Genomic DNA, 22,429 nt, shown 5'->3' with positions numbered 1-22,429 from the left:
CGGCCCGATGCTACCGTTTGCCCCAGGCCGGGGCGGGGAGGCTCCGGCATAAAAACAAGGGAGTGAGCATGTCCAAGAACACTTTGTGTCTGTCCGTTGGGTTGGCCGCCATGTTGTCGGCAAGCCCGGCCATGGCCCAGACGGAGATCGCCTGGTGGCACGCCATGGACGCCGAACTGGGCCAGAAGCTGGAGGCGATCGCCCAGGGCTTCAACGACAGCCAGGACGAATATGTCGTCGTGCCGAGCTACAAGGGCACCTACCCGGAAACGCTGACAGCCGCGATTGCCGCCTTCCGCGCCAATGAACAGCCGGCCATCGTGCAGGTGTTCGAAGTCGGTACCGGCACGATGATGGCCGCCACCGGCGCCGTGAACCCCGTCTACCAGTTGATGGCCGATGCCGGCGAGCCATGGGACCCGAGCGGGTTCCTCGCCCCGGTGACCGGCTATTACTCGGACACCAACGGCAACATCCTCAGCATGCCGTTCAACTCGTCCACGCCGATCATGTACTACAACAAGGACGTGTTCGAGAAAGCCGGGCTCGACCCCGAAACCCCGCCCAAGACCTGGGCCGAGCTCGAGACCATGACCCGGCAGATCGTGGAGTCTGGCGCGGCGCCCTGCGGCTTCACCACCGGCTGGGTGAGCTGGATCCAGACCGAGAATCTGTCGGCCATCCACGACCAGCCCTATGGCACGCTCGAGAACGGCTTCGGCGGTCTCGGGACGGAATTCCAGTTCAACGGCCCGGTACAGGTCAAGCACTGGGACAATCTCAAGAAGTGGTCCGACGAAGGCCTGTTCCAATATGGCGGGCCGGTCGGCGGCGCCGATGCTCCGCCGAAATTCTATGCCCAGGAATGCGCCATCTACATGAACTCCTCGGCGTCCCGCGCCGGTGTCATCAACAATGCCAAGGAGTTCGAAGTCGGCTTCGCGCCCCTGCCCTATTATGACGACGTGACCACCGAGCCGAAAAACTCGATCATCGGCGGCGCCACGCTCTGGGCGCTGAACGGCAAGGCTCCGGAAGTCTATACGGGCGTCGCCAAGTTCTTCACCTACCTCTCGAGCCCGGAAGTCCAGGCTCAGTGGCACCAGGATACCGGTTATCTGCCGATCACCAATGCCGCCTACGAGCTGGGCCAGGAACAGGGCTATTACGAAGCCAATCCGGGTTCGGACATCGCCATCAACCAGATCACCCGCGGCGAACCGACCGCCAATTCCAAGGGTGTCCGCTTCGGCAACCTGACCCAGGTCCGCACGGTGGTGGATGAGGAGTTCGAAGCCATGCTTTCGGGCAGCAAATCCGCCCAGGAAGCGCTGGATGCCGCTGTCGAACGCGGCAACCAGATACTGCGCGACTTCGAAGCCGCCAATAGCTGAACCTCCCCGGATCACCCCTTTTCGGGGTGATCCTGCCGGGTGGCCTTAGGGCCCCCGGCTCACTGGACCTGACGCTGGGGGAGTAGCCGGCCCATGCAAACCAAACGCACCATTTTTCCCAACAAGCTGCTGCCCTATGCGCTACTGGCGCCACAGCTCGCGGTGACACTGGTCTTCTTCATCTGGCCGGCCTTCCAGGCCGTCAAATCGTCGTTCGAGCGCGAGGATCCGTTCGGCTTCCGCACCACGTTCATCTGGTTCGAGAACTATGCGCGGCTGTTTGCCGATCCGGGCTATGTGAACTCGCTGCAGAAGACGGCGATCTTTTCCGTGTCGGTCACCCTGCTCTCCATGAGCCTATCGCTGCTGCTGGCCGTGGCAGTCACCCGGGTCATCCGCTCCAACCGCGCCTATACGACGCTGTTGGTCTGGCCCTATGCGGTGGCGCCGGTCGTGGTCGGCATCCTCTGGTGGTTCATGTTCAACCCCACCATCGGCATCGCTCCCTATATACTGCGCGGCCTGGGCATCAGTTGGAACCATCGGATTGACGGCAACCAGGCCATGATCCTCGTGGTGATTGCCGCAAGCTGGAAGCAGATTTCGTACAATTTCCTGTTCTTCGTGGCCGGACTGCAATCGGTGCCGCAATCGCTGACCGAGGCCGCCGCCATCGACGGCGCCGGGCCCTTCAAGCGGTTCTGGACCATCGTCTTCCCGCTCCTCTCGCCGACGACGTTCTTCCTGCTGATCGTCAACATCAACTACTCGATGTTCGACACCTTCGGCCTTATCGACGCCACCACCAATGGCGGCCCGAACCAGGCGACCAACATCCTCGTCTACAAGGTTTATGCCGACGGCTTCCTCGGATTGAACATCGGTTCCTCGGCTGCCCAGTCGGTCGTGCTGATGCTGATCGTCATCGCCCTCACCGCCATCCAGTTCCGCTATATCGAGCGGCGCGTGCAGTACTAGGAGCCCGGACAAATGGTCGAAAATCGCCCTTGGCTCAGCTTTCTCACCCACCTGGTCCTGATTGCCGGCGTCGTCGTCGTGGTGTTTCCGGTCTATCTGGCCTTTGTCGCCTCGACGCATGGCAGCGGCGACTTCATGCGCGGGCTCGTGCCACTGCTGCCCGGTCCGCACCTGGTGGAGAATTACGGGCGAATGCTCACCGAGGGCATTTCCACGGCTGGCGCGCCGCCGCTGTGGATAATGCTGATGAACTCGCTGGCCATCGCCATCATCATCGCCGTGGGCAAGATCGCCATCTCGCTGCTCTCGGCCTATGCGATCGTGTTCTTCAAGTTCCCGTTCCGGATGCTCGCTTTCTGGATCATCTTCATCACCCTGATGTTGCCCGTCGAAGTGCGCATCATCCCCACCTTTGCCGTGGTGGCCAATCTGGGGCTGCTCAACTCCTATGTCGGCCTAACCCTGCCGCTGATCGCCTCGGCGACGGCCACCTTCCTCTTTCGCCAGTTCTTCCTCACCGTGCCGGATGAGCTGATGGAAGCCGCCCGCGTCGACGGGGCCGGACCGATGAAGTTCTTCCGCGACATCCTCTTGCCGCTGAGCCGCACCAATATCGCGGCGCTGTTCGTGATCCTCTTCATCTATGGCTGGGTGCAGTATCTCTGGCCGCTGCTCGTCACCACCGACAGCCGCTATTACACCGTGGTCATGGGTATCAAACGGCTGGCCGCCACGGCCGACGCCGAACCGCTCTGGAACCTCGTCATGGCCTCGGTGATCCTGGCCATGCTGCCCCCTGTCCTTGTTGTCATCTTCATGCAGCGCCTGTTCGTCAAAGGCCTCGTGGATACGGAGAAATAAACCATGGCCACGATCGACCTCATCGACCTCAAGAAGAACTACGGCAATGTGCCGGCCGTCAAAGGCGTCAACCTCCGGGTGGCCGATGGCGAACTCATCGTGCTGGTCGGCCCCTCGGGCTGCGGCAAGTCCACGCTGCTGCGCATGGTGGCGGGCCTCGAAACCGTGTCGGAAGGCCGTATCGAGATCGGCGGGCGTGACGTGGTCAAGGCCGAGCCTGCCGAGCGCGATATCGCCATGGTGTTCCAGAACTACGCGCTCTATCCACACATGACCGTGCGCGGAAACCTCGAATATGGCCTCAAGAACCGGGGCACGCCGCGCGCCGAGATCGACCGGCGCGTGCAAGAGGCGGCGGACATCCTCGAGATCGGCGCCCTTCTCGATCGCAAGCCGCGACAACTTTCGGGCGGTCAGCGCCAACGCGTTGCCATGGGTCGCGCCATCGTGCGTGAACCGGCGGCTTTCCTGTTCGACGAACCGCTGAGCAATCTGGATGCCAAGTTGCGCGTGCAGATGCGGGTGGAAATCCGCAAGCTGCAGCGCCGGCTCAAGACCACCAGCCTCTACGTGACGCATGATCAGCTCGAAGCCATGACCCTGGCCGACCGGCTGGTGGTGATGAATGGCGGCCTTGTCGAGCAGATCGGCACACCGACTGAAGTTTATGACCGTCCGGCGACCGTCTTCGTGGCCGGGTTCATCGGCTCGCCACCGATGAACCTCATCCCGGTTTCGAGCCTTTCCGGCGCGCCCGCTGCCTTGCCCAGGAATACCGACATCATCGGCATCCGGCCCGACGCGCTGTTTCTGGACCCGCAGGGCGGCGACGCCATAGCTCTGGCTGGCAAGGTCGAACTGCTCGAACCGATCGGCGGCGAGAGCCATCTGCACGTGCGGCTCGACAGTTCCGGCCAGTCCGTGGTGCTGAGTGTTCCGGGGCGCCCCGATATTGCGGAGGGGTCAGCGGTGACACTTCACGCCCGTCTCGCGGACATCCATCCCTACAATGCGCAGACTGGCCGCCGCACGGACGAAACTGTCGCAAATCTGTAGCACAATCGGCCTAAGGGCCTGCCACCCTCACACAAAGACGCGTCATGACAGTTCAATCCTCCATCGGTCCAGCCCGCCACGAAGTCCAGGCCCATCGCGGGGCCTCGGCCATTGCTCCGGAAAACACCATTGCCGCCTTCCGCGCCGCGGCCGAAGCCGGTGCCAAATGGGTGGAGCTCGACGTAGCGCTCAGCGCCGATGGTACGCTGGTGGTGATCCACGATGATAGCGTCGACCGCACGAGCTCGGGCACCGGCTCGCTGGGCGATCTCACCGCTGCGCAAATCAGCGGTTTCGATGGCGGCGCCTGGTTCGACGCGCGCTTTACCGGCGAACGCATTCCCACACTGGCCGAGACCATCGCCGCCCTGGGCGAACTCGGCCTCAGCGCCAATGTCGAAATCAAGCAGCACAAGCACCACAAGTCGCTCGACCAGCTCGTCCATACCGTGCAGGCCGATATCGGCAGACGGTCGGCCAAGACCGACATCATGATCTCAAGCTTCGACCCCGAAGCGCTCAAGGCCATGCACCAGCTCGAGCCGGGGCTGGAGATGGCCATGCTCTGGGGCCGGCCGCCGGAAGACTGGGCCGAACAGCTCGCCGCCATTCCGGCGACCACGATCCACATGCATTTCAAGGCCCTCAGCATCGGCATGCTGGAGGAGACCACCAGGCGCGGCATCAAGGTGCGGGCCTGGACCTGCAACGACCCGGTCCAGCTCGTCTCCTTCTGGGGCGCGGGCCTGACCGGCGTCATCACCGACGATCCGAAGGTCTTCCTCGGATAGTGGGGGCATCATGGGGCAAGACATGCTGTCGAGCCGGCAACGCGATATCCTGGCCCTGATCGAGGCCGAGGGCGCTCAATATATCGAGCAGCTCGCCGGCCGCTATCAGGTGACCACGCAGACCATTCGGCGCGACATCAACGCGCTGTGCGACCAAGGCTATGCACGGCGCTTCCATGGCGGCGTCGACGCGCCGGTGGAAAGCCGCAACATTTCCATCAATGCCCGCGCCGCCCTCAACAGCGCCGCCAAGCGCCGCATCGCCACCAGGATCGCGGCCGCCATCGAGCCGGGCTCGACCGTGTTCATGGGCATCGGCAGCACGGTGCAGTTCGTGGCCGAAGCTTTGCGCGGGCACCAGGGGCTGCGCGTCGTCACCAACAATATCGACGTGGCGCTGATGCTGTGCGAGGCGCCGCATGTCGAGGTGCACATGACAGGCGGTCTCCTCCGCCACAATGACCGCGACGTCGTCGGCTCGGACTCGCTGCAGTTCTTCGAGAAGTTCTATGCCTCCTATGCGGTGGTGGGCGCTGGGGCGCTGGATCCGCAAAAGGGCGTGCTCGACTTCAGCTATTCGGAGGCCCAGACCACCTCGACGCTGATCGCCAATTCGCGCGTCCAGTTCCTGGCCGCCGATGTCAGCAAGTGGACGCGCGACGCTTCGGTGCGCGTCGTGCCGTTCGAGCGCATTTCCACGCTGTTTACGGACCGCCTGCCCGGCGATGGCGTCGCGGCGGCGGCACTGGCCGAGGCCGGCACCGAAATCGTGCTGTGCGACCTGGAAACCGCCTGATGTTCCAGGGGACCGCACCAGCGCCGGGCGAGCTCGCCGGGGTGGACTACCTGTTCACCGATATCGACGACACGCTGACCACCGAGGGACGGCTGCTGCCCCAGACCTACCAGGCGCTGTGGGACTTGGCCGAAGCGGGGATCCGCATTGTGCCGGTGACCGGCGGTTCGGCCGGTTGGTGCGAACACATCGTGCGGGCCTGGCCGGTGGCGGCAGCGATCGGAGAAAGCGGTGCTTTCGTCATGAAAGCGAGCGGCAATCGCGCCAGTTTCCAATTCTGGGACGACGAGGCGCGGCAACGCGAGCGGCAGCAGCAGCATTTGGCCGCCATCCTGCCGCTGCTGGGCGACCGGTTTCACCTCGCGCATGACCAGCGGCTGCGGGTGGCCGATGTCGCGATCGACATCGTCGGGCATGACCGAACCGAGGTGGATGCGCTGGCGGATCGGATCCGGGCGCTGGGCGCGGCCGTCGCCATCAGCTCGGTGCATATCAACACCTGGCGCGGCGACTATGACAAACAGGCGATGAGCGCGCGTGTGCTGCACGCGCTGGGCGTCGGCGATGTGGCCGGCACGGTCGGCTTTGTGGGGGATTCCCGCAATGACGGGCCGATGTTCAGCTTCGTCGACAAATCCTTCGGCGTCGCCAATATCGCGCCAATTCTCGATGACCTGCCACGGAAGCCGCGCTGGATCACCGCGAGCCCGGCGGGACTGGGTTTCGTGGAGATGGCGCGGGCGCTGCTGGACGCCCGCGGCGCTTAGCCTGTGTTAATATGATGTTGACAGTCAGCTTAATTTGACCGAATAGACCCCAATCCTGAACGAGCCAGTCAGAATTGGGGGCGCAATGGCACGCGGATCGGACGATCGGTCGCACCGGCTAGAAGCCGTCGCCATCGAGGCCGGTTATGCCGGTACCCGGGTGCTCAACGCCGTCGATCTCAGTCCGCCCGATGGGCAGGTGACCATTCTCATCGGCCCCAATGGTTGCGGCAAGTCGACCCTGCTCAAGACCATGGCCCGCATTCTCGCGCCGACGCGCGGCAATGTGCTGCTCGATGGCAAGGATATCCACACGCTCAACACCAAGGCCGTGGCCGCGAGCCTGGGGCTCCTGCCGCAGGGGCCGATTGCGCCCGAGGGGCTGACGGTGCGCGAACTCGTGGCCCAAGGCCGTTTTCCGCACCAGTCGCTGTTGCGACAGTGGACGCAGAAGGACGAGGACGCGGTCAACAGCGCCATGTCCACGGCCGGCATCACCGAGTTTGCCGACCGGGCGGTCGATACGCTTTCGGGTGGCCAGCGGCAGCGCTGCTGGGTCGCCATGGTGCTGGCGCAGGAAACCGACCTGATCCTTCTCGACGAGCCGACGACCTTTCTCGACCTCAAGGTGCAGGTCGACCTCATGGACCTGCTGACCGGCCTCGCGCATGAGCGCGGACGCACCCTGGTCATCGTTCTGCATGAACTGAGCCTTGCGGCCGCCTATGCTGATCACCTGGTGATGATGAAGGAAGGGCGGATCGTCGCCTCTGGGACACCCGACGACATCTTCACCGCCGATCGCCTGAAGCAGGTGTTCGGCCTCGACGCCAATGTGCTGCGCGACCCGGCCAGCGGCCGCCTCGTCTGCGTGCCCTTCGGCGCGCGGCGGCGCCTCACCGAGGCTGCCCAGTGAGCGTCGCGACCGAACCCGTTGCCGTCCAGCATCCGATCCGGGCCTGGAGCGGATTGCCGGCGCTGCTCGCCGCGCTGGTGGGGGTCTTCCTGCTCCATATCGCCGTCGGTGCCAAGCCGCTGCCCATCGGTACGGTGATCGAGGCGCTGACCAGCTTCAACCCTGACGTTTTCGACCATGTTATCGTGCAGAACCTGCGCCTGCCGCGCGCGGTGCTGGCCGTGGTGGTGGGCGCGAGCCTGTCGCTGGCCGGAGCGCTGATGCAGGGCGTCACCCGCAATCCACTGGCCGATCCGGGCCTGCTCGGCCTCACCACCGGCGCGGCCTTTGCCGTGGTGCTTGCCCATTCGACCTTTGGCTTCACGGCGATGGCCGCAACGCCGTGGATCGCCATGGCCGGAGCCCTGGGCGCGGCCGTGCTGGTCTTCTTCATTTCCCGCATGGTGCCGGGCGGCGCGACGCCGCTCAGCATGACCCTGGCCGGTGCCGCGGTCAGCGCCTTTCTCGGCACCGTCATATCGCTCATTCACCTGCTCAATCAGGACACGTTCGAGAACCTGCGCGTGTGGCTGACCGGGGCGCTGGCCGGGCGCGACATCACCTTGCTCTGGTATATCGGGCCGCCCATGCTGCTGGCGCTGATCGGCGGCATTCTCCTCGCGCCACGCGTCACCGTCCTCGCCATGGGCGACGAGGTGGCGCAGGGCCTTGGCGTCAAGACGGGCGTGCTGAAGGCCCAGTTGCTGGCTGTAGTCGTGGTGCTCACCGCAGGCGCCGTGGCGCTGGCCGGTCCGCTCGGCTTTATCGGCCTCGTCATCCCGCATGTCGTCCGGCTCTATGTCGGCTCGGACTATCGCTGGATCGTGCCCTATGCCGCACTGGTGGGCGCGATCTATCTGGTCTCGGTCGACATCGTTGCCCGTGTCGCCATTCCGCCGCGCGAGATCTCCACCGGCATCATCACCGCCTTGGTCGGCGCGCCGCTCTTTGTCCACCTGGTGCGCCGGAGGACCCGCTGATGACCACAGCCAGCCCGCCGCGCCAGTTCGTCATCCGCAGCCCGCGCGAAGCCATCGCCCTGCGCCTGCCTGTGCGCGGTGTCGCCGTCGCCGCCATCCTGCTCCTGGGAATTGTCGTGGTGAGCTGCATCAGCCTCGCCACCGGCAGTTATGGCGTGGCGCTCAACGAAGTTTGGGAAACACTGCGCGGCGTTACCATCAGCCGCGCCATCGACAATGTCGTCTGGGAGTTTCGCTTCCCGCGCACCATCTGCGCTGCCCTGGTGGGTGCGATGATGGCGCTGTCGGGCGGCGTGCTGCAGAATGCCACCCGCAACAGTCTGGCCGATCCCTCGCTGGTCGGCATCAGCCAGGGTGCCGCGCTGGCCGTCGTCACCCTTACCGTGATGTTCCCCGAGCTCAATTCCGGCTTCCGTCCGTGGATCGCCTTTTTCGGCTCGGTGCTCGTCGCCATGGCCATTCGGGCGCTGTCTCACACGCGCCAGGGCGCCAGCACCATCCGCTTCATCCTCATGGGCATCGGCCTTTCCGCCTTCATCTCGTCACTGACCTCGATCCTGCTCACCTATGGCGAGATCGATCGCGCCATGGCGGCTTTGGCCTGGCTGGCGGGCTCGATCAATGCCGCGAGCTGGGGTGACGTCTGGACCCTGCTCGGCTGGAGCGCCGTTCTGTTCCCGGCGCTGCTGCTGCTCAGCCGCTCGATGAGCGCCATGCGTTTTGGCGAAGCGGCAGCCACCGGGCTGGGCGCACCCGTCGCCACGGTGCGAAACCTGCAATTGGCCATAGCAGTCGGCCTCGCCGCCATTGCCACCTCGGTGGTCGGGCCGCTCGGCTTTGTCGGACTGATCGCGCCACATGCCGCCAGGCGCCTCGCCCCGGCGGGCATGGGCCTGCATCTCGTGCTGACCGCGCTCCTCGGGGCCCTCCTCGTGGGCGCCGCCGACCTCCTCGGTCGCGCCGCCTTTGCGCCCATCCAGATCCCCGCCGGCATCCTGACCTCGCTGATCGGCGTGCCCGTTTTCGTGCTGCTTCTGATGCGCAGCCGCGCCACCGTTTCTCACTGATTGGAGCGTCAAATGTCCAATATTCCGACACGTGCCCTGCTGTTTGCCAGCGCGGCGTGCCTGCTGCTCGCCGTGCCGACCCTGGCGCAGGAATTTCCCGTCACCATCGAGCACAAATTCGGCACCACCGTCATCGAGGCCAAGCCCGAGCGAGTCGCCAGTGTCGACCATGGCGGCATCGGCAACCTTCTTGCGATCGGCGTGAGCCCGTACCTGGTCCGCGAGTGGCGGGACAATTTCCCCTTCACCACGCCGCCTTATGGCCGGTCCCTGCTGACCACCGAACCGGTGGTCTTTGACGGCGATATCGATCCGGAACTGGTGGCATCCACCCACCCCGATGTGATCATCGCGCTCGCCTCCGGCATCGACGAAGACATGTATGCCAAGCTCAGCCTGATCGCGCCGGTCGTCGCCATTCCCGATGGCATTGGCGACTATGAACTGTCCTGGGACCAGCGCGCCCTGATCGCCGCCCGGGCCCTCGGCGAGGAAGCCGAAGCACAGCGGCAGATCGACGCCATCCATGCCCGCTTCGCCGAGATCCGGGACAGCCATCCGGAATGGCAGGGCAAGACCGCAGTCGTCGGTCGCGTCGTGGAAGGCGAATTCAGCGCCTATAACCACCAGGACATCCGCGCCAAATTCATGGCCGAACTGGGCTTCGTGACGCCACGGGCGCTCGACGCCATCACCGGAGACTCCTTCTACAACCGCCTCTCGGCCGAGATCATCGAGCCTATCACGGCCGATGTCCTCGTCTGGTATGGCGGCTCGCAAGAGCTGCAGATGTCGCTCGACTACCCTGCGCGACCCTTCCTGCCGACAACCGAAAATGGCGGGGAAATCTTCCTCACCGACGAGCACATTGCCGCTTTTGCGCGGCAGGAGCTGCTCTCCATTCCCGTCACCGTCGACTACCTCGTGCCGCTGCTCGAAGCCGCTGCCGATGCCGACGCCGCGACCGCCGTCGACGGCGATCTGCAGCAATAACCGGAGCCGCAAACATGACCAGAACCCTTGTCCTCGCCGTCGCGGCCGTTGCCGCCCTTTCCGCCACCCCTGCCCTGGCGCTCGACTGTGAAGCCGGTTTCCGCGCCTTCACCCATCTGGGCGGGGAAACCTGCATTCCCGAACAGCCGCAGCGCATCGTCGCAGCGCGCGGCGACTCCATCGCCACACCGCTGCTCGATATCGGCGCGCCGCTGGTCGGCGCCGGCTTCAGTTCCGAGCAGGGTGAAAGCTTCCTCCGCGGCGCATCGGACATTTTTGGCGCCGATTTCGTCGCGGCATCTGGTGTCCAGCCGATCGGCGACCAGAACGGACCGGACATGGAAGCCATTGCGGCGCTAGAGCCGGATCTGATCATCCTGCCCGCCTGGCAGCTCGACCTCAGCGAGAAGACGGCGATGATCGCCCCGACCATCGTTCTCAACGACAACCTGCCTTTCCTCGATCACCTGGCCATGCTGGCCGACGCGACGGGTCTGAGCGGCGTCTATGACCAGCGCCTTGCAGGCTACCGGGCGAAGATCGAACGCATCCAGGCGCAGCTGGGCGACCCATCCGCGATTACCGTGTCGCGGTTCGATATGGCCGAGGGCGGCCTCTGGTACTATCCCAATTGGGGTGCCGTCGATCAGGTCATCACGGATATAGGGTTCTCCCGGCCAGCGGTGCAAAGCGAGGCAGAGTCGCGCAGTGACATCAGCTTCGAAATGCTCCCTGAATTCGATGGCGACATCCTGATCTCGAGCTATGCGCCGCGCTTCGGGCAGACCATCCCGTTCTTTGTCGAACAATGGGACCAGCTCGCCCCGTTCTGGCGCAATCTCGAAGGCGTCGAGGCCGGCAACCACTACTGGTACGAGCGCGACGTCTGGGTCGGCTACACCTTCAAATCACTCGAAACCGCTGCCGATGGCCTGCTGCTGCTGACGCAGGGGCGCTTTCCGGCCGGCGAATGACCTTTTAACACAGGAACGCTCCCATGAACCTCTTCAAGATCGGCGCACTGGCGCTGGCTCTGTCCCTCGCGGCTCCGGCCCTGGCGCAGGAAACCCGCTCCTACACTGCCGCCAACGGCACGTTCGACATTCCGGTCGCGCCGCAGCGCATCGTCGCCCTCAACGACCAGATCGTCGCCCTGCCGCTCTATGAACTGGGCGCACCGGTGGTCGGCGCCGCAGGCCGCACCGATGCCGATGGCAACCATTTCATGCGCGGTGGCATGGACACCCTGGGCATCGACTACGCCAATACCGACATCAAGTTCATCGGCGGCTTCAATGCGCTGGACGTCGAAGCCATTGCCGCGCTCGACCCCGACCTCATCATCGGCGGGCCCTATACCGATGCGGCAGTGGCCGAACAGCTCCAGAGCGTGGCCCCGACGTTGATCATCAACAATAACGAGCTGGGCATTATCGAGACGATGCGCGCCTTTGCCGACATCACCGGCAAGACGGGCAATTTCGAAGCGCGCCTTGCTCGCTACCAGGCCAATGTCGAACGCACGAGCGAATGGCTCGAAACCCCGGAAGACATTTCGGTGGCCATGACCTTCGTGTTTCCGGCCGGCGAGGAAATGTGGGTCTACAAGCATACCGGCAATCTGGGCGCCATCGCCCAGGTCGTCCGCGATCTCGGCTTCAAGGAACCGGCCGCGGTGGCCGCCCTGCCGGACAACGAGACCAATTACAGCCGCGAGCTGATCCAGGATCTAGACGCCGATTTCGTCTTCGGCTTCTACCGCCAGCAGCCCGACGCCACGCCGGCCACGGTCCGCGCCGCCTATGAAACCTTCGCACCCGGCTGGTGCCAGGCCCTCACCGCCTGCCAGAACGGCCAGTTCCTGCTGCTGCCCGGGCCGACTTTCGGGCCGACCATGGCCGGTCTCGATCTCGCCCTCGAGCTGATCGAGAGCCATATCGCTGCGCGCCCGTTCACGCCGTTCGACGAAGCGGAATAATGGGCAAGCACGTCTTCTGCACCGATCTCTGCCACGAACGGGGCGAGCCGCTGGACGGCACTGGGGACGCGCCCGAGCGCTTCCTCATGCTGGCCTGGCCGCGCGGCAAGTGGCGCACGCCGCGCTGGGAATCGGTCGACATGTCGCCCGAGCTCAGCCAAACGCTGCATGACGCGGCGCATGCGGGCCTGCATGTGGCGCTGGTCGACAAGGTCGAGGCGGAAGGCACGCTGCCGACGCTCCATGCCCTGCCGGAAAATGTCTTTGCCGACTTTTCCGACGAGGCCCTGCTGACCGAGGCCATTCGCAACTATCTGGATGGACGGATGTTCGAGGGCTCGCCGGACACGCGCACCACGATCATCTGTTGCACCGACAGCCGCCGTGATGCCTGTTGCGCGCGCCACGGCTTTTCGACCTACAAGGCGCTGGTGGCCATTGCCGATGCCAGCCGCTTCAATATCGTGCAGGCCACCCATATCGGCGGCTGCCGCTTCGCCGCTTCATTGGTCGTCATGCCGCAGCGCCAGCGCTATGGCCGCATGACCGCAGGCCTCGCCCCTGCCTTCCTCGCCGCACTCGAACGCGGCGAAGTCTACCTGCCGGCCTACAAAGGCCGGGCTGACCGTCCCGAGCCGGCGCAGGTCGCGGAACTGGCGGCCCTGCGCTGGGCGGACGAGCGCGGCATCAAGCTCGCCGACATTCCGCTTCATGGCGACATTCCGGAGGATGCGACCGAGGGCATGAGCCTGACGCTGGGCGCCGATGTCGCCGGCAACCGCCTCTCCATTCGCCTCCATGCGCAGAATTTCTTCGTGCAGGGCAATTGCTCGACCGTCGCCGAGGGCGGCGGGCAGGACATGCTGCGCTGGCTGCTCGACGACGTCACCGCGGAACAGCCGAGATGAACGCGATCTTCAGGCCCCACCTGAATTCGTTACCCTGGAGACTGACATGATCCGCCTACTTTCCGTTGCCGTCGCGGCGGCTGTGCTGCTGACTGCACCTGCCTTCGCGCAGGAGACCCGTTCCTTTACCGACGATCTCGGCCGCACGGTCGACATCCCGGTCGAGCCGCTGCGCATCGTGGCGCTGCACGATCTCTCGATTACCGTGCCGATGATCGAGCTCGGGGTCATGCCGATTGGCAGCCATGGCCGTACCACTGCGGAGAACACGCCCTTCATCCGCTCGAGCAAGGTGCTCACCGGTGTCGATTTCGACAATTCCGACATCCAGTTCGTGGGCAACCTGCCCGCCGACGTGGAAGCGGTGGCGGCGCTGGAGCCGGACCTGATCCTCACCACGCCGTGGCAGACGGCGCCGGTCGAACAGTTGCAGGCCATTGCTCCGACGGTGGTGCTTGACGACAGCGTCCGCGGGGCGTTCGGCACGTTCGATGTTCTGGCCGAACTCACCGGCACGGAAGATCGGCTTGCCGTCCTCAAGACCCGCTACGAGGGCCAGATCGCCCAGATCAAGCGCCTGATCGACACGGATTCGATCAGCGTCAGCGTCATCCAGGCCAATGAGGGCAAGCTCTATATCGAGCACACCTATGGCACGCTGGGTAAAGTCCTGCGGGATGCCGGGTTCACCTTCCCGGCTCTGGTCGAGGAAATCCCCGAGAGCCAGAGCGCCGAATTCAGCGCCGAGAGACTGCCCGAATTCGATGCCGATTTCGTCTTCGCCACCTACCGCACCGATACGCTGCAGACCCCGGCCGACGCGGTGGCCGCGCTCGAAGAGGCCCTGCCCGGCTATTGCGAGTATCTCCATGCCTGCCGGGAAAACCAGCTCCTGGTCATCCCGCGTGAGGAAGCCTCCTCGGCCTCGTTCTATGCGCTGGGTGCGCTGACCTACATGATCATCTCGCACATTTCCGGCCGCGACTTCGTGCCGATGCCGTAAGGCGGATGGCGGCGCCCCGCGGCGCCGCCATTCCTTCTCTCAGGTCAGCACGACGTGCTGAGTCAGTTCCTCGATGGTCGTATTGGCCTTGTCGACGTCGAGCACCTTGGTGCCGTGGCTCATGATCACGAAGCGGTCGCAGACCTGGTAGGCATGGTAGAGATTGTGCGTCACCAGCACGCTCGAAACGCCCTCGGCCTTGAGTTTCAGGACCTGGTTGAGCAGGGCCTCGGTTTCGCGGACGGAGAGCGCCGAGGTCGGCTCGTCGAGCAGCAGCACGCGCCGCTTGAAGAACACCGCCCTGGCGATGGCCACGGCCTGTTTCTGCCCGCCCGAAAGGTCGCCCACCAGCTTGTCGGGACTGTCGATGCCCGAAATGTGCACCGCGCTTTCCAGCACCTGCATGGAAATTTCGCGCATGCGTTTCAGGTCCATGAAGCCGAAGCGGTTGGTCAGCTCCCGCCCGAGGAAGATGTTGCGCGAGATGGAGAGCGAATCCACCAGCGCCGTGTTCTGGTAGATGGTTTCCACGCCGGCCTCGGCGCTGTCGCGGCGGCAGGTGAAGACCTGCTTCTTGCCATCTACCGAGATATGGCCGGAGGTCGGCTGGTGGATGCCCGAGATCATGTTGACCGTGGTCGACTTGCCGGCGCCATTGTCACCGAGGAGGCCCACCACTTCGTTCTCGTTGATCTCGAAACTGAGATCGCTGAGCGCCTTGAGGGGTCCGAAGTGCTTGTTGACGTTGTGTAGCGCGAGCAGGCTCATAGCGCCCCTCCCCTTCGGTCGAGGCCGTGATTGAAGATCGAGGCCACCACGATCAGCGTGGCGATGAACATGTCGAGATAGAACCCGGGCGCGCGCATCAGCAGCAGCACGTCGGTAATGGTGAAGATCAGCATGACGCCGAGGAAGACGCCGAGGATCGAGCCGCGTCCGCCGCGCAGCGACAGCCCGCCAATGACGCAGGCAGCGATCGCCTGAAGCTCGAGGCCGGCACCCTGCCCCGGCTGCACCGAGCCAACGCGGGTGGTGGCGAGAATGCCGGCAAAGGCCGCCATGAAGCCGGCAATGGCGAAGGCGATCATCTTGATGCGGCTGGTATTGACGCCGATGGCGGTGGCCGCCGCGCGATTGCCGCCGGTGGCGAAGATGTGGTTGCCCAACTTGTGGCGGTGCAGCAGCGCCCAGAAGGCGAGGCAAAGCAGGATGAACCAGATGAAGGCGGCGTTGATGCCGAGAACGGTGCCGCCGAACATGGCGTTGAACACCGGATTGGGATCGAAGCGTACCTGCACCGCGCCATTGATGAGCAGCACGGCGCCGCGCCAGAACAGGAGACCACCCAAGGTGACGATGAAGCTGGGCAGGTTGAACCTTAGGGTGAGAAAGCCGTTGCCGAGGCCGATGACGGCGCCGACCATGAGGCCGATGGGAGCCGCGATGAAGGCGTCGATGCCATTGCCGACCAGCATGGCCATGATGACGGCGGTGAGGGTGTAGACCGAACCGATGGAGAGGTCGAACTCGCCCGCGATCATCAGGATGCCGGCACCCAGAGCGAGGCAGCCCAACACGGGCACGGAGCGCATCAGGATGCCCATGTTCTGCGGCGAGAGGTAGCGGAAGTCATCGGGGAATGCGAGGCCGGCAATGATGCAGGCCAGTTGAACGACCAGGAACACCAGGAGAATGGCGCCGGCCGGCATGCTCAGGATCTGGTGCAGCCATGCGGCCGCGGATCGCCGGGGTGTTCCGGCACGAACGGAGTGAAGTTCGGTCACGGTCATATCCAAGTCCAGAAATGCAAAGTGTCGACCGGGTTGGAAGTGGCTGCCGGCAACGGGAATGTTGCTGCCGGCAGCCCCCAGACCGCGGGACCTTTTGGGAGATCAGCGGTAGGTTCCGATGAGCGGTTTGACCGCACCGATGCGGCCCTGGTCGAGGAAGGCACCCTGGCCGGTATCGACGTCGGTCGGGGTGAGGCCGTAGCGGGCTGCCAGGGCGATCATGGCGATGGGGTAGTAACCCTGGAGGTAGGGCTGCTGGTCCATGGTGGCGAACATGGCGCCCGATTCCACGGCGTCGGCAATTTCCACCGCCAGGTCGAAACCGCCGAACGGCACATCGACGCCCGCGTCGCGAATGGCGCCGGCGCCCACGGTCGAGGTGACAGAGCCGGTGCCGAACACGGCCTTGATGTCGGGGTTGGCGATCAGGGCCTGGGCCATGATGTTCTGGGCTTCAGCCGGATCGAGACCGGCGCGCACGGTTTCCACCGTGATCCCGGCTTCGCTCATGGCGCGCTCGATGCCGCCGCCACGGGCAACGGCGAAGCTGGCTTCCGGGATTTCGCGCGGGTTGAACACCACGTCGCCTTCCTTGAGGCCGAATTCCTCGATCATGCGCTTGCCCAGCTCATAGCCCGAGGCTTCCTCGTCCATGCCCACATAGGCCTGGCGGCAATTGCCGTCCGCGCCTTCGAGGTCGTCATTGTTGAAGCCGATGACGATGATACCGGCATCGACCGCAGCGCAGATGCTGTCGTCGAAGGCGTCGGAGCTGGAAATGGCCACGGCAATGCCATCGACGCCAGTCGCCACGGCGCTGTCGATCAGGTCGTTCTGGCGGACCGGATCATTATTGGCGTACTGCACGTCGAGATCAACGTTGAAGGCGGCCGCGGCGTCCTGCGCGCCCTTCACCACCGGGTTGAAGAACTGCACGGACGGGTCGAGATAGATGATCATGGTGGCCGAAACCGGCTCCTGATCCTGGGCCATGACGGCCCCGGCGCTCAGGAACAGGGCGCAGCCGGCCAGAAGTGCCGTCTTTGACTTGGTCAAATGCATCGCTTAATCCTCCCTTGGATCGAATGCGGGTCTCCTCAGACCCCGCGTCGGACGGTGCTTCCGACCAAAGAAGCGCACCGCCCAATCCCTCTGCGTGGTTCCCGAGTTCCTCTAGCTCTGGAACCACGGCTGTGGCCGCCCGAGGGTCATGTGCAGACCCTTGAACTGGCTGTATTCGTCGAAACCGTAGCGGCCGAGTTCGCGGCCAACGCCGCTTTTCTTGTAGCCGCCGATCGGCATTTCCGGCGTTCCGTCGATGACGGAGTTGATCCAGCAGCGGCCGGCACGAATGCGGCGCGTGGTCTGGATGGCGGTTTCGAGATCGCGCGACCAGACGCTGGCCGAAAGCCCGAACAGTGTGCCGTTGGCGAGCGCGACAGCCTCTTCCGGCGTATCGAAACCGATGGTGGCGAGTACCGGCCCGAAGATTTCCTCCTGGGCGATGGTCATGTCCGGGCGCACCTTGTCGAAAACGGTGGGGGCGAAGAAATTGCCCGCGTCCGCACCGACCTTGCCGCCGCCGAGCAGCAGCTCGGCGCCTTCGGCGACGCCCTTGTCGACATAGGATGCGACCTTGTCGATATGCTGGTCCGAGACCATGGCGCCGTAGCGCGTGGTGGCTCCGAGTGGGTCGCCGAAGGGCAGACGCTGAGACAGGCTCACCAGCCGGTCAAGCAGCGCCGGACGGATGCTATTGTGAACAATGAGGCGGCTGCCCGAAATGCAGCACTGGCCAGCATTGTGATAGACGCCATAGGCGATGCCGTCGGCGGCGGCCTCGATATCGGCATCGGCAAAGACGATCTGCGGCCCCTTGCCGCCCAGCTCGAGGCCGACGCGCTTGATATTGGCGGCGGCAATGCCCGCGAGCTGCGTGCCGACGCGGACCGAACCGGTAAAGGCCAGGACATCGACGCGCGGGTCTTCTGCAAGGATTTGGCCCACCGCCGGGCCAGTGCCGGTGATGACGTTGAAGACGCCCGGCGGCACGCCGGCCTCCAGCGCGATTTCAGCCAGGCGCACAGTGGTCCCGGAGGTGAATTCGCTGGGCTTGACGACAACGGTGCAACCGGCGCCCAGCGCCCATGGCACGCGCTCGGAGACGATGATGAACGGGAAATTCCACGGCGTGATGATGCCGACGACACCCGCCGGTTCGCGCAGGACGAGGCCAAGGCGGTTGTCGCCGATGGCATTGTGAGTGTCGCCTTCGAGGCCACGGGCCTGGCCCGCCGCATAGCGCCACATGTCGGCGCAATAATCGATCTCACCGCGGGCCTGCCCGATCGGCTTGCCGGTTTCGAGGCACTCGGCCAGCGCCAGCTCTTCGAGGTTGGCGAGGATGCCCGCCGCCACGGCGTGCATGATATTGGAGCGTTCGCCGCCACTCATGCGCGGCCAGGGACCATTGTCGAAGGCCTTGCGCGCCGCAGCGATGGCGAGGTCGGCATCGGCGGTGGAGCCGGCGGGCCAATTGGCGATGACGCTCTGGCGATGGCCGGGGCTGCGGCGCTCAATGGTTTCGCCCGAAAGGGCATCGCGGGACTTTCCGTCGATCAGCATGCGATAGGTGCGTTGATCAGCAAGCCGCGGATCACTAAGGTTCGGCACAACGAAATTGTCCTGGAAGCGCGGCATTATGGTCATTGCTTCGGTGGGTTCGGACCCACCCCTCCTCGTCGATCCGGCCCGCCCTTGCGTAACCGGTATGGAATTGTATGGTACCGTATGGCTCCTCGACGCAGGATGTCAATGGGCGGAGTGTGTTGTCATATGACCCTCGATATCGCGGTCTCGGAAACGGCTGAAAGCGCTGCTGCGTCGATCGAAAAAGACCTGCGGCGGGCCATTGTCGAACTCGACATGCTTCCCGGTACGCGCCTTTCCGAGCAGGACATCGCGACCCGACTCGGTGTGTCGCGGCAGCCCGTACGCGAAGCAATGATCCGGCTCGCCAATTCGCGGCTGATCGAAATCCGCCCGCATCGGGGCACGGTGGTGGCGCGGATTTCGGCGCGCGAAATGACCGAGGCCTTGTTCGTGCGGCAATCGGTGGAAATCTCGGTGGTGGAGCGCGCCGCGCAGAATTTTGACCCCTGGCAGCGCAAGCGGATCGAGACGCTTATGGACGAGCAGGAGATCGATGCATCAAAGCTCGATCATGCCGGCTTCCGCGAGCATGACGAGGCGTTTCACATCGCCATCGCCAAGGGCGCCGGCGTGGGAATAGCTTGGATAGCCATTGCCGACATGAAGTCGCATATGGACCGGGTCTGCAACCTGACGCTGCAAAGCGAGGCCGACATGGCCCGTCGCGTGCGCGAGCACCGCGCCATCATGGCCGCCATCGATGCGCGCGACGTGGAGGCCGCCAAGGCTGCCATGGCGACCCATCTGGGCAGCATCCTCGACCACCTGCCCGCCCTCGAAACCAAGCATTCCAGCCTGTTCGTCTAGCCCCATGACCGATTACGCCCGATATCCCAGCCTTGCCGACGTGCCGGTGGTCATTTCCGGCGGCGCCTCCGGTATTGGTGAAGCGCTGGTGCGCAACTTCGCCGCCCAGGGCGCCCGGGTCGGCTTTGTCGACATCCAGGCAGAGGCCGGCGCGCGCCTTGCCGCGGAATTGACCGCCAGCGGCCAGACCGTCGCCTTTTCCGCCTGCGACATCAGGGATATCGCTGCCTACCAGGCGGCCATAGCGGGCCTCGCCGAACGGCATGGCGATGCGCTGGTGCTGGTCAACAATGCCGCCCATGACGACCGGCACGACTGGGCCGATGTCACGCCCGATTATTGGGACGAGCGCATGGCCACCAATCTCAAGCACGGCTTTTTCGCCATGCAGGCAGTGGCGCCGGGCATGATCCGGGCCGGGCGCGGCTCGATCATCAACATGGGCTCGATCAGTTGGATGATAATGGTGCCGCGCCTCCCGATCTACGAGACGGCCAAGGCGGCCATGCATGGCCTCACCCGGTCCATGGCGAGCGACCTGGGCCAGCACGGCATCCGCGTCAACACGCTGGTGCCCGGCTGGGTGATGACGGAACGCCAGCTCAGCGAATGGGTGGACGACCGCGCCGCAGCCCTCATCGCCCAGAGCCAGGCCTTGCCCGGCCGGCTCTATCCCGACGACATTGCCCGCATGGCGCTGTTCCTCGCTGCCCAAGATAGCGCCATGATCACGGCGCAGCAGTTCCTGGTCGATGCCGGCTGGGCCAACAGCTAGTCACCCCAGCGGGCATTTTCCTCGTCCGAGAGGCGCTGCTTGAGCGCAGCCAGACGCGCTTCGTCCCAGCCGGGCGGCTCGGTCAGCGCCAGCCAGGTGTCGGTGTAGTGGGACGCCGAATATTTGTGGCCATAGCCCACCGGGGCAGAGAGGCCCAAGGCCATGTCCATGCCGAGCTGCAGCAGGGTCGCAACCGGGTACCAGTGCAGTTCCGGGGTGACGCCCGGACCGCGCTCGCCGATCATCCAGGCCGGAGTCTGGACGAGCGAGGCAAAGCTGAAGAACACGATGGGATCGCTCGGATACTGGATGAAGGCGACGCGGATCGGACCCCATTCGCCGCCTTCATCCAGCAATTCCTGGCCATTATTGCCGAACCGCACCGTGGTGCTGTCGCCCAGCACGGGGCGCCATTCCGGCGAACCGGGCTCGCGGGCCGACGTGGCATCACGCCAGACACGGCTGGTAAAGGGCGGGCCGGCCCAGAGGGCGCCGTTGATCGGGTCGCCGACGATGGAATAAAGGTTGGTGGACGCCTGCGAATTGTGCGCACCAAGGCTCAAGCCGCTGAGCCAGAGTTCCGGGCGGTCGTCGGGCGGCAGCGTCCGCCAGTATCCGTAAACCGCGTTGAACAGCGCCTGCGCGGCTTCGCGGCCGTAGTCGGGCTCGACCACCAGCGAGAGCGGACTGATGAGGTAGGAATATTGCAGGGCCACGCTCGCAATGTCGCCATCCCACAGATATTCCACCGAATCCATGCTGGCCGGGTCGACCCAGCCGGTGCCGACGGGCGTGGCGATGACCAGGATGGAACGATCGAACGAGCCGATGCGCAGCATTTCCTCCAATGCCATCTGGGCGCGCCCCTCAACGGTGGGGGCCGAGCGCATGCTGACATAGGTGCGCAATGGCTCCATGGCGGGGCGCCCCGTCATCGCTTCGATATCGGCTTGGGTTGGCCCGGTTTCCACATAGGTACGGCCATCGCGGCCGATCGTCTCCCAGGCGACCAGTGACTGCGCGCTGCCCGAGCTGTTGGGATTGGCCGGCGGTGCGGTACCGTCGGTGGCGATGGCGTCGAGCTGCTGGAAGAAGGCGTCCGCCGCGCGCAGGCCACCCTGCAGCAGCACGCCGTTGAAGAGGACGGCCGCCGTGACGCCAACGGCGACAAGGCTGAGCAGAAACGACACCCGTCGCGGCAGGCGGCCAAACAGCTTTCGCGAAACGAACCGAACGCTGAGCACGAGCACAGTGCCCACCGCAACGAGCATAAGAGCCGGTACCAGCGCGACCAGCACGACGAGAAACGGATCGGTATTGTCGGCCGGCGGCTGGTTCATCGCGGCGCGCACGGCATTCTGCCAGCCCGTCGTCTGGTAGAGCGAGAACAGGGTTATGGCAGCGGTGACGATGCCGATACCCCAACCCAGCCAGCGTCCCGTTTTCCCGGCAGGCCAGCGCAGGCCCAGATATTCCCATATCCACTGGATGACAGCGCCGATGGCATAGCCGGCGGCGAAGCTGACGCCGGACACGACGCCCTGCACGAGATAGGCACGCGGCAGGAGCGACGGGGTCAGCGACATGGAAAACAAGAGGAGGCCGACAACGATGCCGGGTTTGGAAATCTCCTTGATGACCCTGGTCAGCCAGGACGTCTGATGCAGGTCGATACCGGCCGGCTCCGCGGATGACGCCTTGTCGATCAGTTCGGCCTCCTGCCTTTGCACGATAGATAGTGCCGGGATCGGCGGCAGTTGCCGCGGAAGGCCAGCGGAGTGCGCGGCCGCGTCGGCTCGTCCGCCGCGAAGCGCGGTG

Annotated in this window: 22 protein-coding genes; 17 read left to right on the top strand and 5 right to left on the bottom strand. The window is 64.8% G+C overall.

Translation table 11 applies throughout. The annotated features are described in order from the left end of the window. Positions 1-68 precede the first annotated feature (68 nt). The 15 genes from ugpB (at position 69) to JEQ47_RS09865 (ending at position 14,527) form a co-directional block, all read left to right on the top strand. Positions 69-1,394 carry a sn-glycerol-3-phosphate ABC transporter substrate-binding protein UgpB gene (gene ugpB / locus JEQ47_RS09935; RefSeq protein ID WP_198876246.1) on the top strand — a complete coding sequence of 442 codons (1,326 nt, stop codon included), beginning with the start codon at positions 69-71 and terminating at the stop codon, positions 1,392-1,394. A gap of 93 nt (positions 1,395-1,487) precedes the next feature. Next, complete coding sequence (ugpA, locus tag JEQ47_RS09930) at positions 1,488-2,372, top strand: sn-glycerol-3-phosphate ABC transporter permease UgpA (protein ID WP_198876245.1); 885 nt, start codon at positions 1,488-1,490, stop codon at positions 2,370-2,372. 12 nt (positions 2,373-2,384) lie between these two features. Continuing rightward, on the top strand, positions 2,385-3,233 hold the full coding sequence (ugpE, locus tag JEQ47_RS09925; RefSeq protein WP_198876244.1) for a sn-glycerol-3-phosphate ABC transporter permease UgpE: 849 nt from the start codon (positions 2,385-2,387) through the stop codon (positions 3,231-3,233). Positions 3,234-3,236: 3 nt separating this feature from the next. Continuing rightward, positions 3,237-4,289 (top strand): sn-glycerol-3-phosphate import ATP-binding protein UgpC, encoded by a 1,053-nt coding sequence (locus JEQ47_RS09920; RefSeq protein WP_198876243.1) that lies wholly within the window; start codon positions 3,237-3,239, stop codon positions 4,287-4,289. A gap of 44 nt (positions 4,290-4,333) precedes the next feature. Continuing rightward, complete coding sequence (locus JEQ47_RS09915) at positions 4,334-5,080, top strand: glycerophosphodiester phosphodiesterase family protein (protein WP_198876242.1); 747 nt, start codon at positions 4,334-4,336, stop codon at positions 5,078-5,080. A gap of 10 nt (positions 5,081-5,090) precedes the next feature. Further along, positions 5,091-5,876, top strand: coding sequence for a DeoR/GlpR family DNA-binding transcription regulator (locus JEQ47_RS09910; RefSeq protein WP_198876241.1), 786 nt, complete (start codon positions 5,091-5,093; stop codon positions 5,874-5,876). Further along, entirely contained in the window at positions 5,876-6,643 is a 768-nt protein-coding gene (locus JEQ47_RS09905) for an HAD-IIB family hydrolase (RefSeq protein ID WP_198876240.1), read from the top strand. The genes JEQ47_RS09910 and JEQ47_RS09905 overlap by 1 nt, the downstream gene beginning before the upstream one ends. Positions 6,644-6,728: 85 nt before the next feature. Continuing rightward, a complete protein-coding gene (locus JEQ47_RS09900; protein ID WP_198876239.1) occupies positions 6,729-7,559 on the top strand; it encodes an ABC transporter ATP-binding protein in 831 nt (276 codons plus the stop codon). Then, positions 7,556-8,578 (top strand): FecCD family ABC transporter permease, encoded by a 1,023-nt coding sequence (locus tag JEQ47_RS09895; RefSeq protein ID WP_198876238.1) that lies wholly within the window; start codon positions 7,556-7,558, stop codon positions 8,576-8,578. Before JEQ47_RS09900 ends, JEQ47_RS09895 begins: the two co-directional genes overlap by 4 nt. Then, entirely contained in the window at positions 8,578-9,645 is a 1,068-nt protein-coding gene (locus tag JEQ47_RS09890; protein WP_198876237.1) for a FecCD family ABC transporter permease, read from the top strand. Before JEQ47_RS09895 ends, JEQ47_RS09890 begins: the two co-directional genes overlap by 1 nt. A gap of 12 nt (positions 9,646-9,657) precedes the next feature. Further along, positions 9,658-10,638, top strand: a complete 981-nt coding sequence (locus JEQ47_RS09885; protein WP_198876236.1) for an ABC transporter substrate-binding protein — start codon at positions 9,658-9,660, stop codon at positions 10,636-10,638. 14 nt (positions 10,639-10,652) lie between these two features. Next, positions 10,653-11,612, top strand: coding sequence for an ABC transporter substrate-binding protein (locus JEQ47_RS09880; RefSeq protein ID WP_198876235.1), 960 nt, complete (start codon positions 10,653-10,655; stop codon positions 11,610-11,612). A gap of 23 nt (positions 11,613-11,635) precedes the next feature. Next, on the top strand, positions 11,636-12,616 hold the full coding sequence (locus JEQ47_RS09875; protein WP_198876234.1) for an ABC transporter substrate-binding protein: 981 nt from the start codon (positions 11,636-11,638) through the stop codon (positions 12,614-12,616). Continuing rightward, complete coding sequence (locus JEQ47_RS09870) at positions 12,616-13,524, top strand: sucrase ferredoxin (protein ID WP_198876233.1); 909 nt, start codon at positions 12,616-12,618, stop codon at positions 13,522-13,524. The genes JEQ47_RS09875 and JEQ47_RS09870 overlap by 1 nt, the downstream gene beginning before the upstream one ends. Positions 13,525-13,570: 46 nt before the next feature. Continuing rightward, on the top strand, positions 13,571-14,527 hold the full coding sequence (locus JEQ47_RS09865) for an ABC transporter substrate-binding protein (RefSeq protein ID WP_198876232.1): 957 nt from the start codon (positions 13,571-13,573) through the stop codon (positions 14,525-14,527). Between the two features lie 39 nt (positions 14,528-14,566). Here the strand turns inward: JEQ47_RS09865 and JEQ47_RS09860 are convergent, their stop codons facing one another. The 4 genes from JEQ47_RS09860 to JEQ47_RS09845 all read right to left on the bottom strand — a co-directional run bounded on the left by JEQ47_RS09860 (position 14,567) and on the right by JEQ47_RS09845 (position 19,026). Continuing rightward, positions 14,567-15,295, bottom strand: coding sequence for an ATP-binding cassette domain-containing protein (locus JEQ47_RS09860; RefSeq protein ID WP_198876231.1), 729 nt, complete (start codon positions 15,293-15,295; stop codon positions 14,567-14,569). After that, positions 15,292-16,236 (bottom strand): ABC transporter permease, encoded by a 945-nt coding sequence (locus JEQ47_RS09855; RefSeq protein WP_236020824.1) that lies wholly within the window; start codon positions 16,234-16,236, stop codon positions 15,292-15,294. The genes JEQ47_RS09860 and JEQ47_RS09855 overlap by 4 nt, the downstream gene beginning before the upstream one ends. Positions 16,237-16,419: 183 nt before the next feature. Further along, on the bottom strand, positions 16,420-17,379 hold the full coding sequence (locus JEQ47_RS09850) for a sugar ABC transporter substrate-binding protein (protein ID WP_198876229.1): 960 nt from the start codon (positions 17,377-17,379) through the stop codon (positions 16,420-16,422). 111 nt (positions 17,380-17,490) lie between these two features. After that, positions 17,491-19,026 (bottom strand): aldehyde dehydrogenase family protein, encoded by a 1,536-nt coding sequence (locus JEQ47_RS09845; RefSeq protein WP_236020771.1) that lies wholly within the window; start codon positions 19,024-19,026, stop codon positions 17,491-17,493. A gap of 126 nt (positions 19,027-19,152) precedes the next feature. On the opposite strand from JEQ47_RS09845, the gene JEQ47_RS09840 reads away from it, so the two are divergent. Beyond that, positions 19,153-19,836, top strand: coding sequence for a GntR family transcriptional regulator (locus JEQ47_RS09840; RefSeq protein WP_198876228.1), 684 nt, complete (start codon positions 19,153-19,155; stop codon positions 19,834-19,836). Between the two features lie 4 nt (positions 19,837-19,840). Next, positions 19,841-20,611 carry an SDR family NAD(P)-dependent oxidoreductase gene (locus tag JEQ47_RS09835; RefSeq protein ID WP_198876227.1) on the top strand — a complete coding sequence of 257 codons (771 nt, stop codon included), beginning with the start codon at positions 19,841-19,843 and terminating at the stop codon, positions 20,609-20,611. On the opposite strand, the gene JEQ47_RS09830 is transcribed toward JEQ47_RS09835, so the two are convergent. Further along, a complete protein-coding gene (locus JEQ47_RS09830) occupies positions 20,608-22,341 on the bottom strand; it encodes an alpha/beta hydrolase (RefSeq protein ID WP_328768705.1) in 1,734 nt (577 codons plus the stop codon). The genes JEQ47_RS09835 and JEQ47_RS09830 overlap by 4 nt on opposite strands. Positions 22,342-22,429 lie beyond the last annotated feature (88 nt).

Source organism: Devosia sediminis (assembly GCF_016411825.1).
GTDB lineage: Bacteria > Pseudomonadota > Alphaproteobacteria > Rhizobiales > Devosiaceae > Devosia > Devosia sediminis.
The sequence above is the reverse complement of the archived record's forward strand: the minus strand, read 5'-3'. Positions and strand labels throughout refer to the sequence as shown.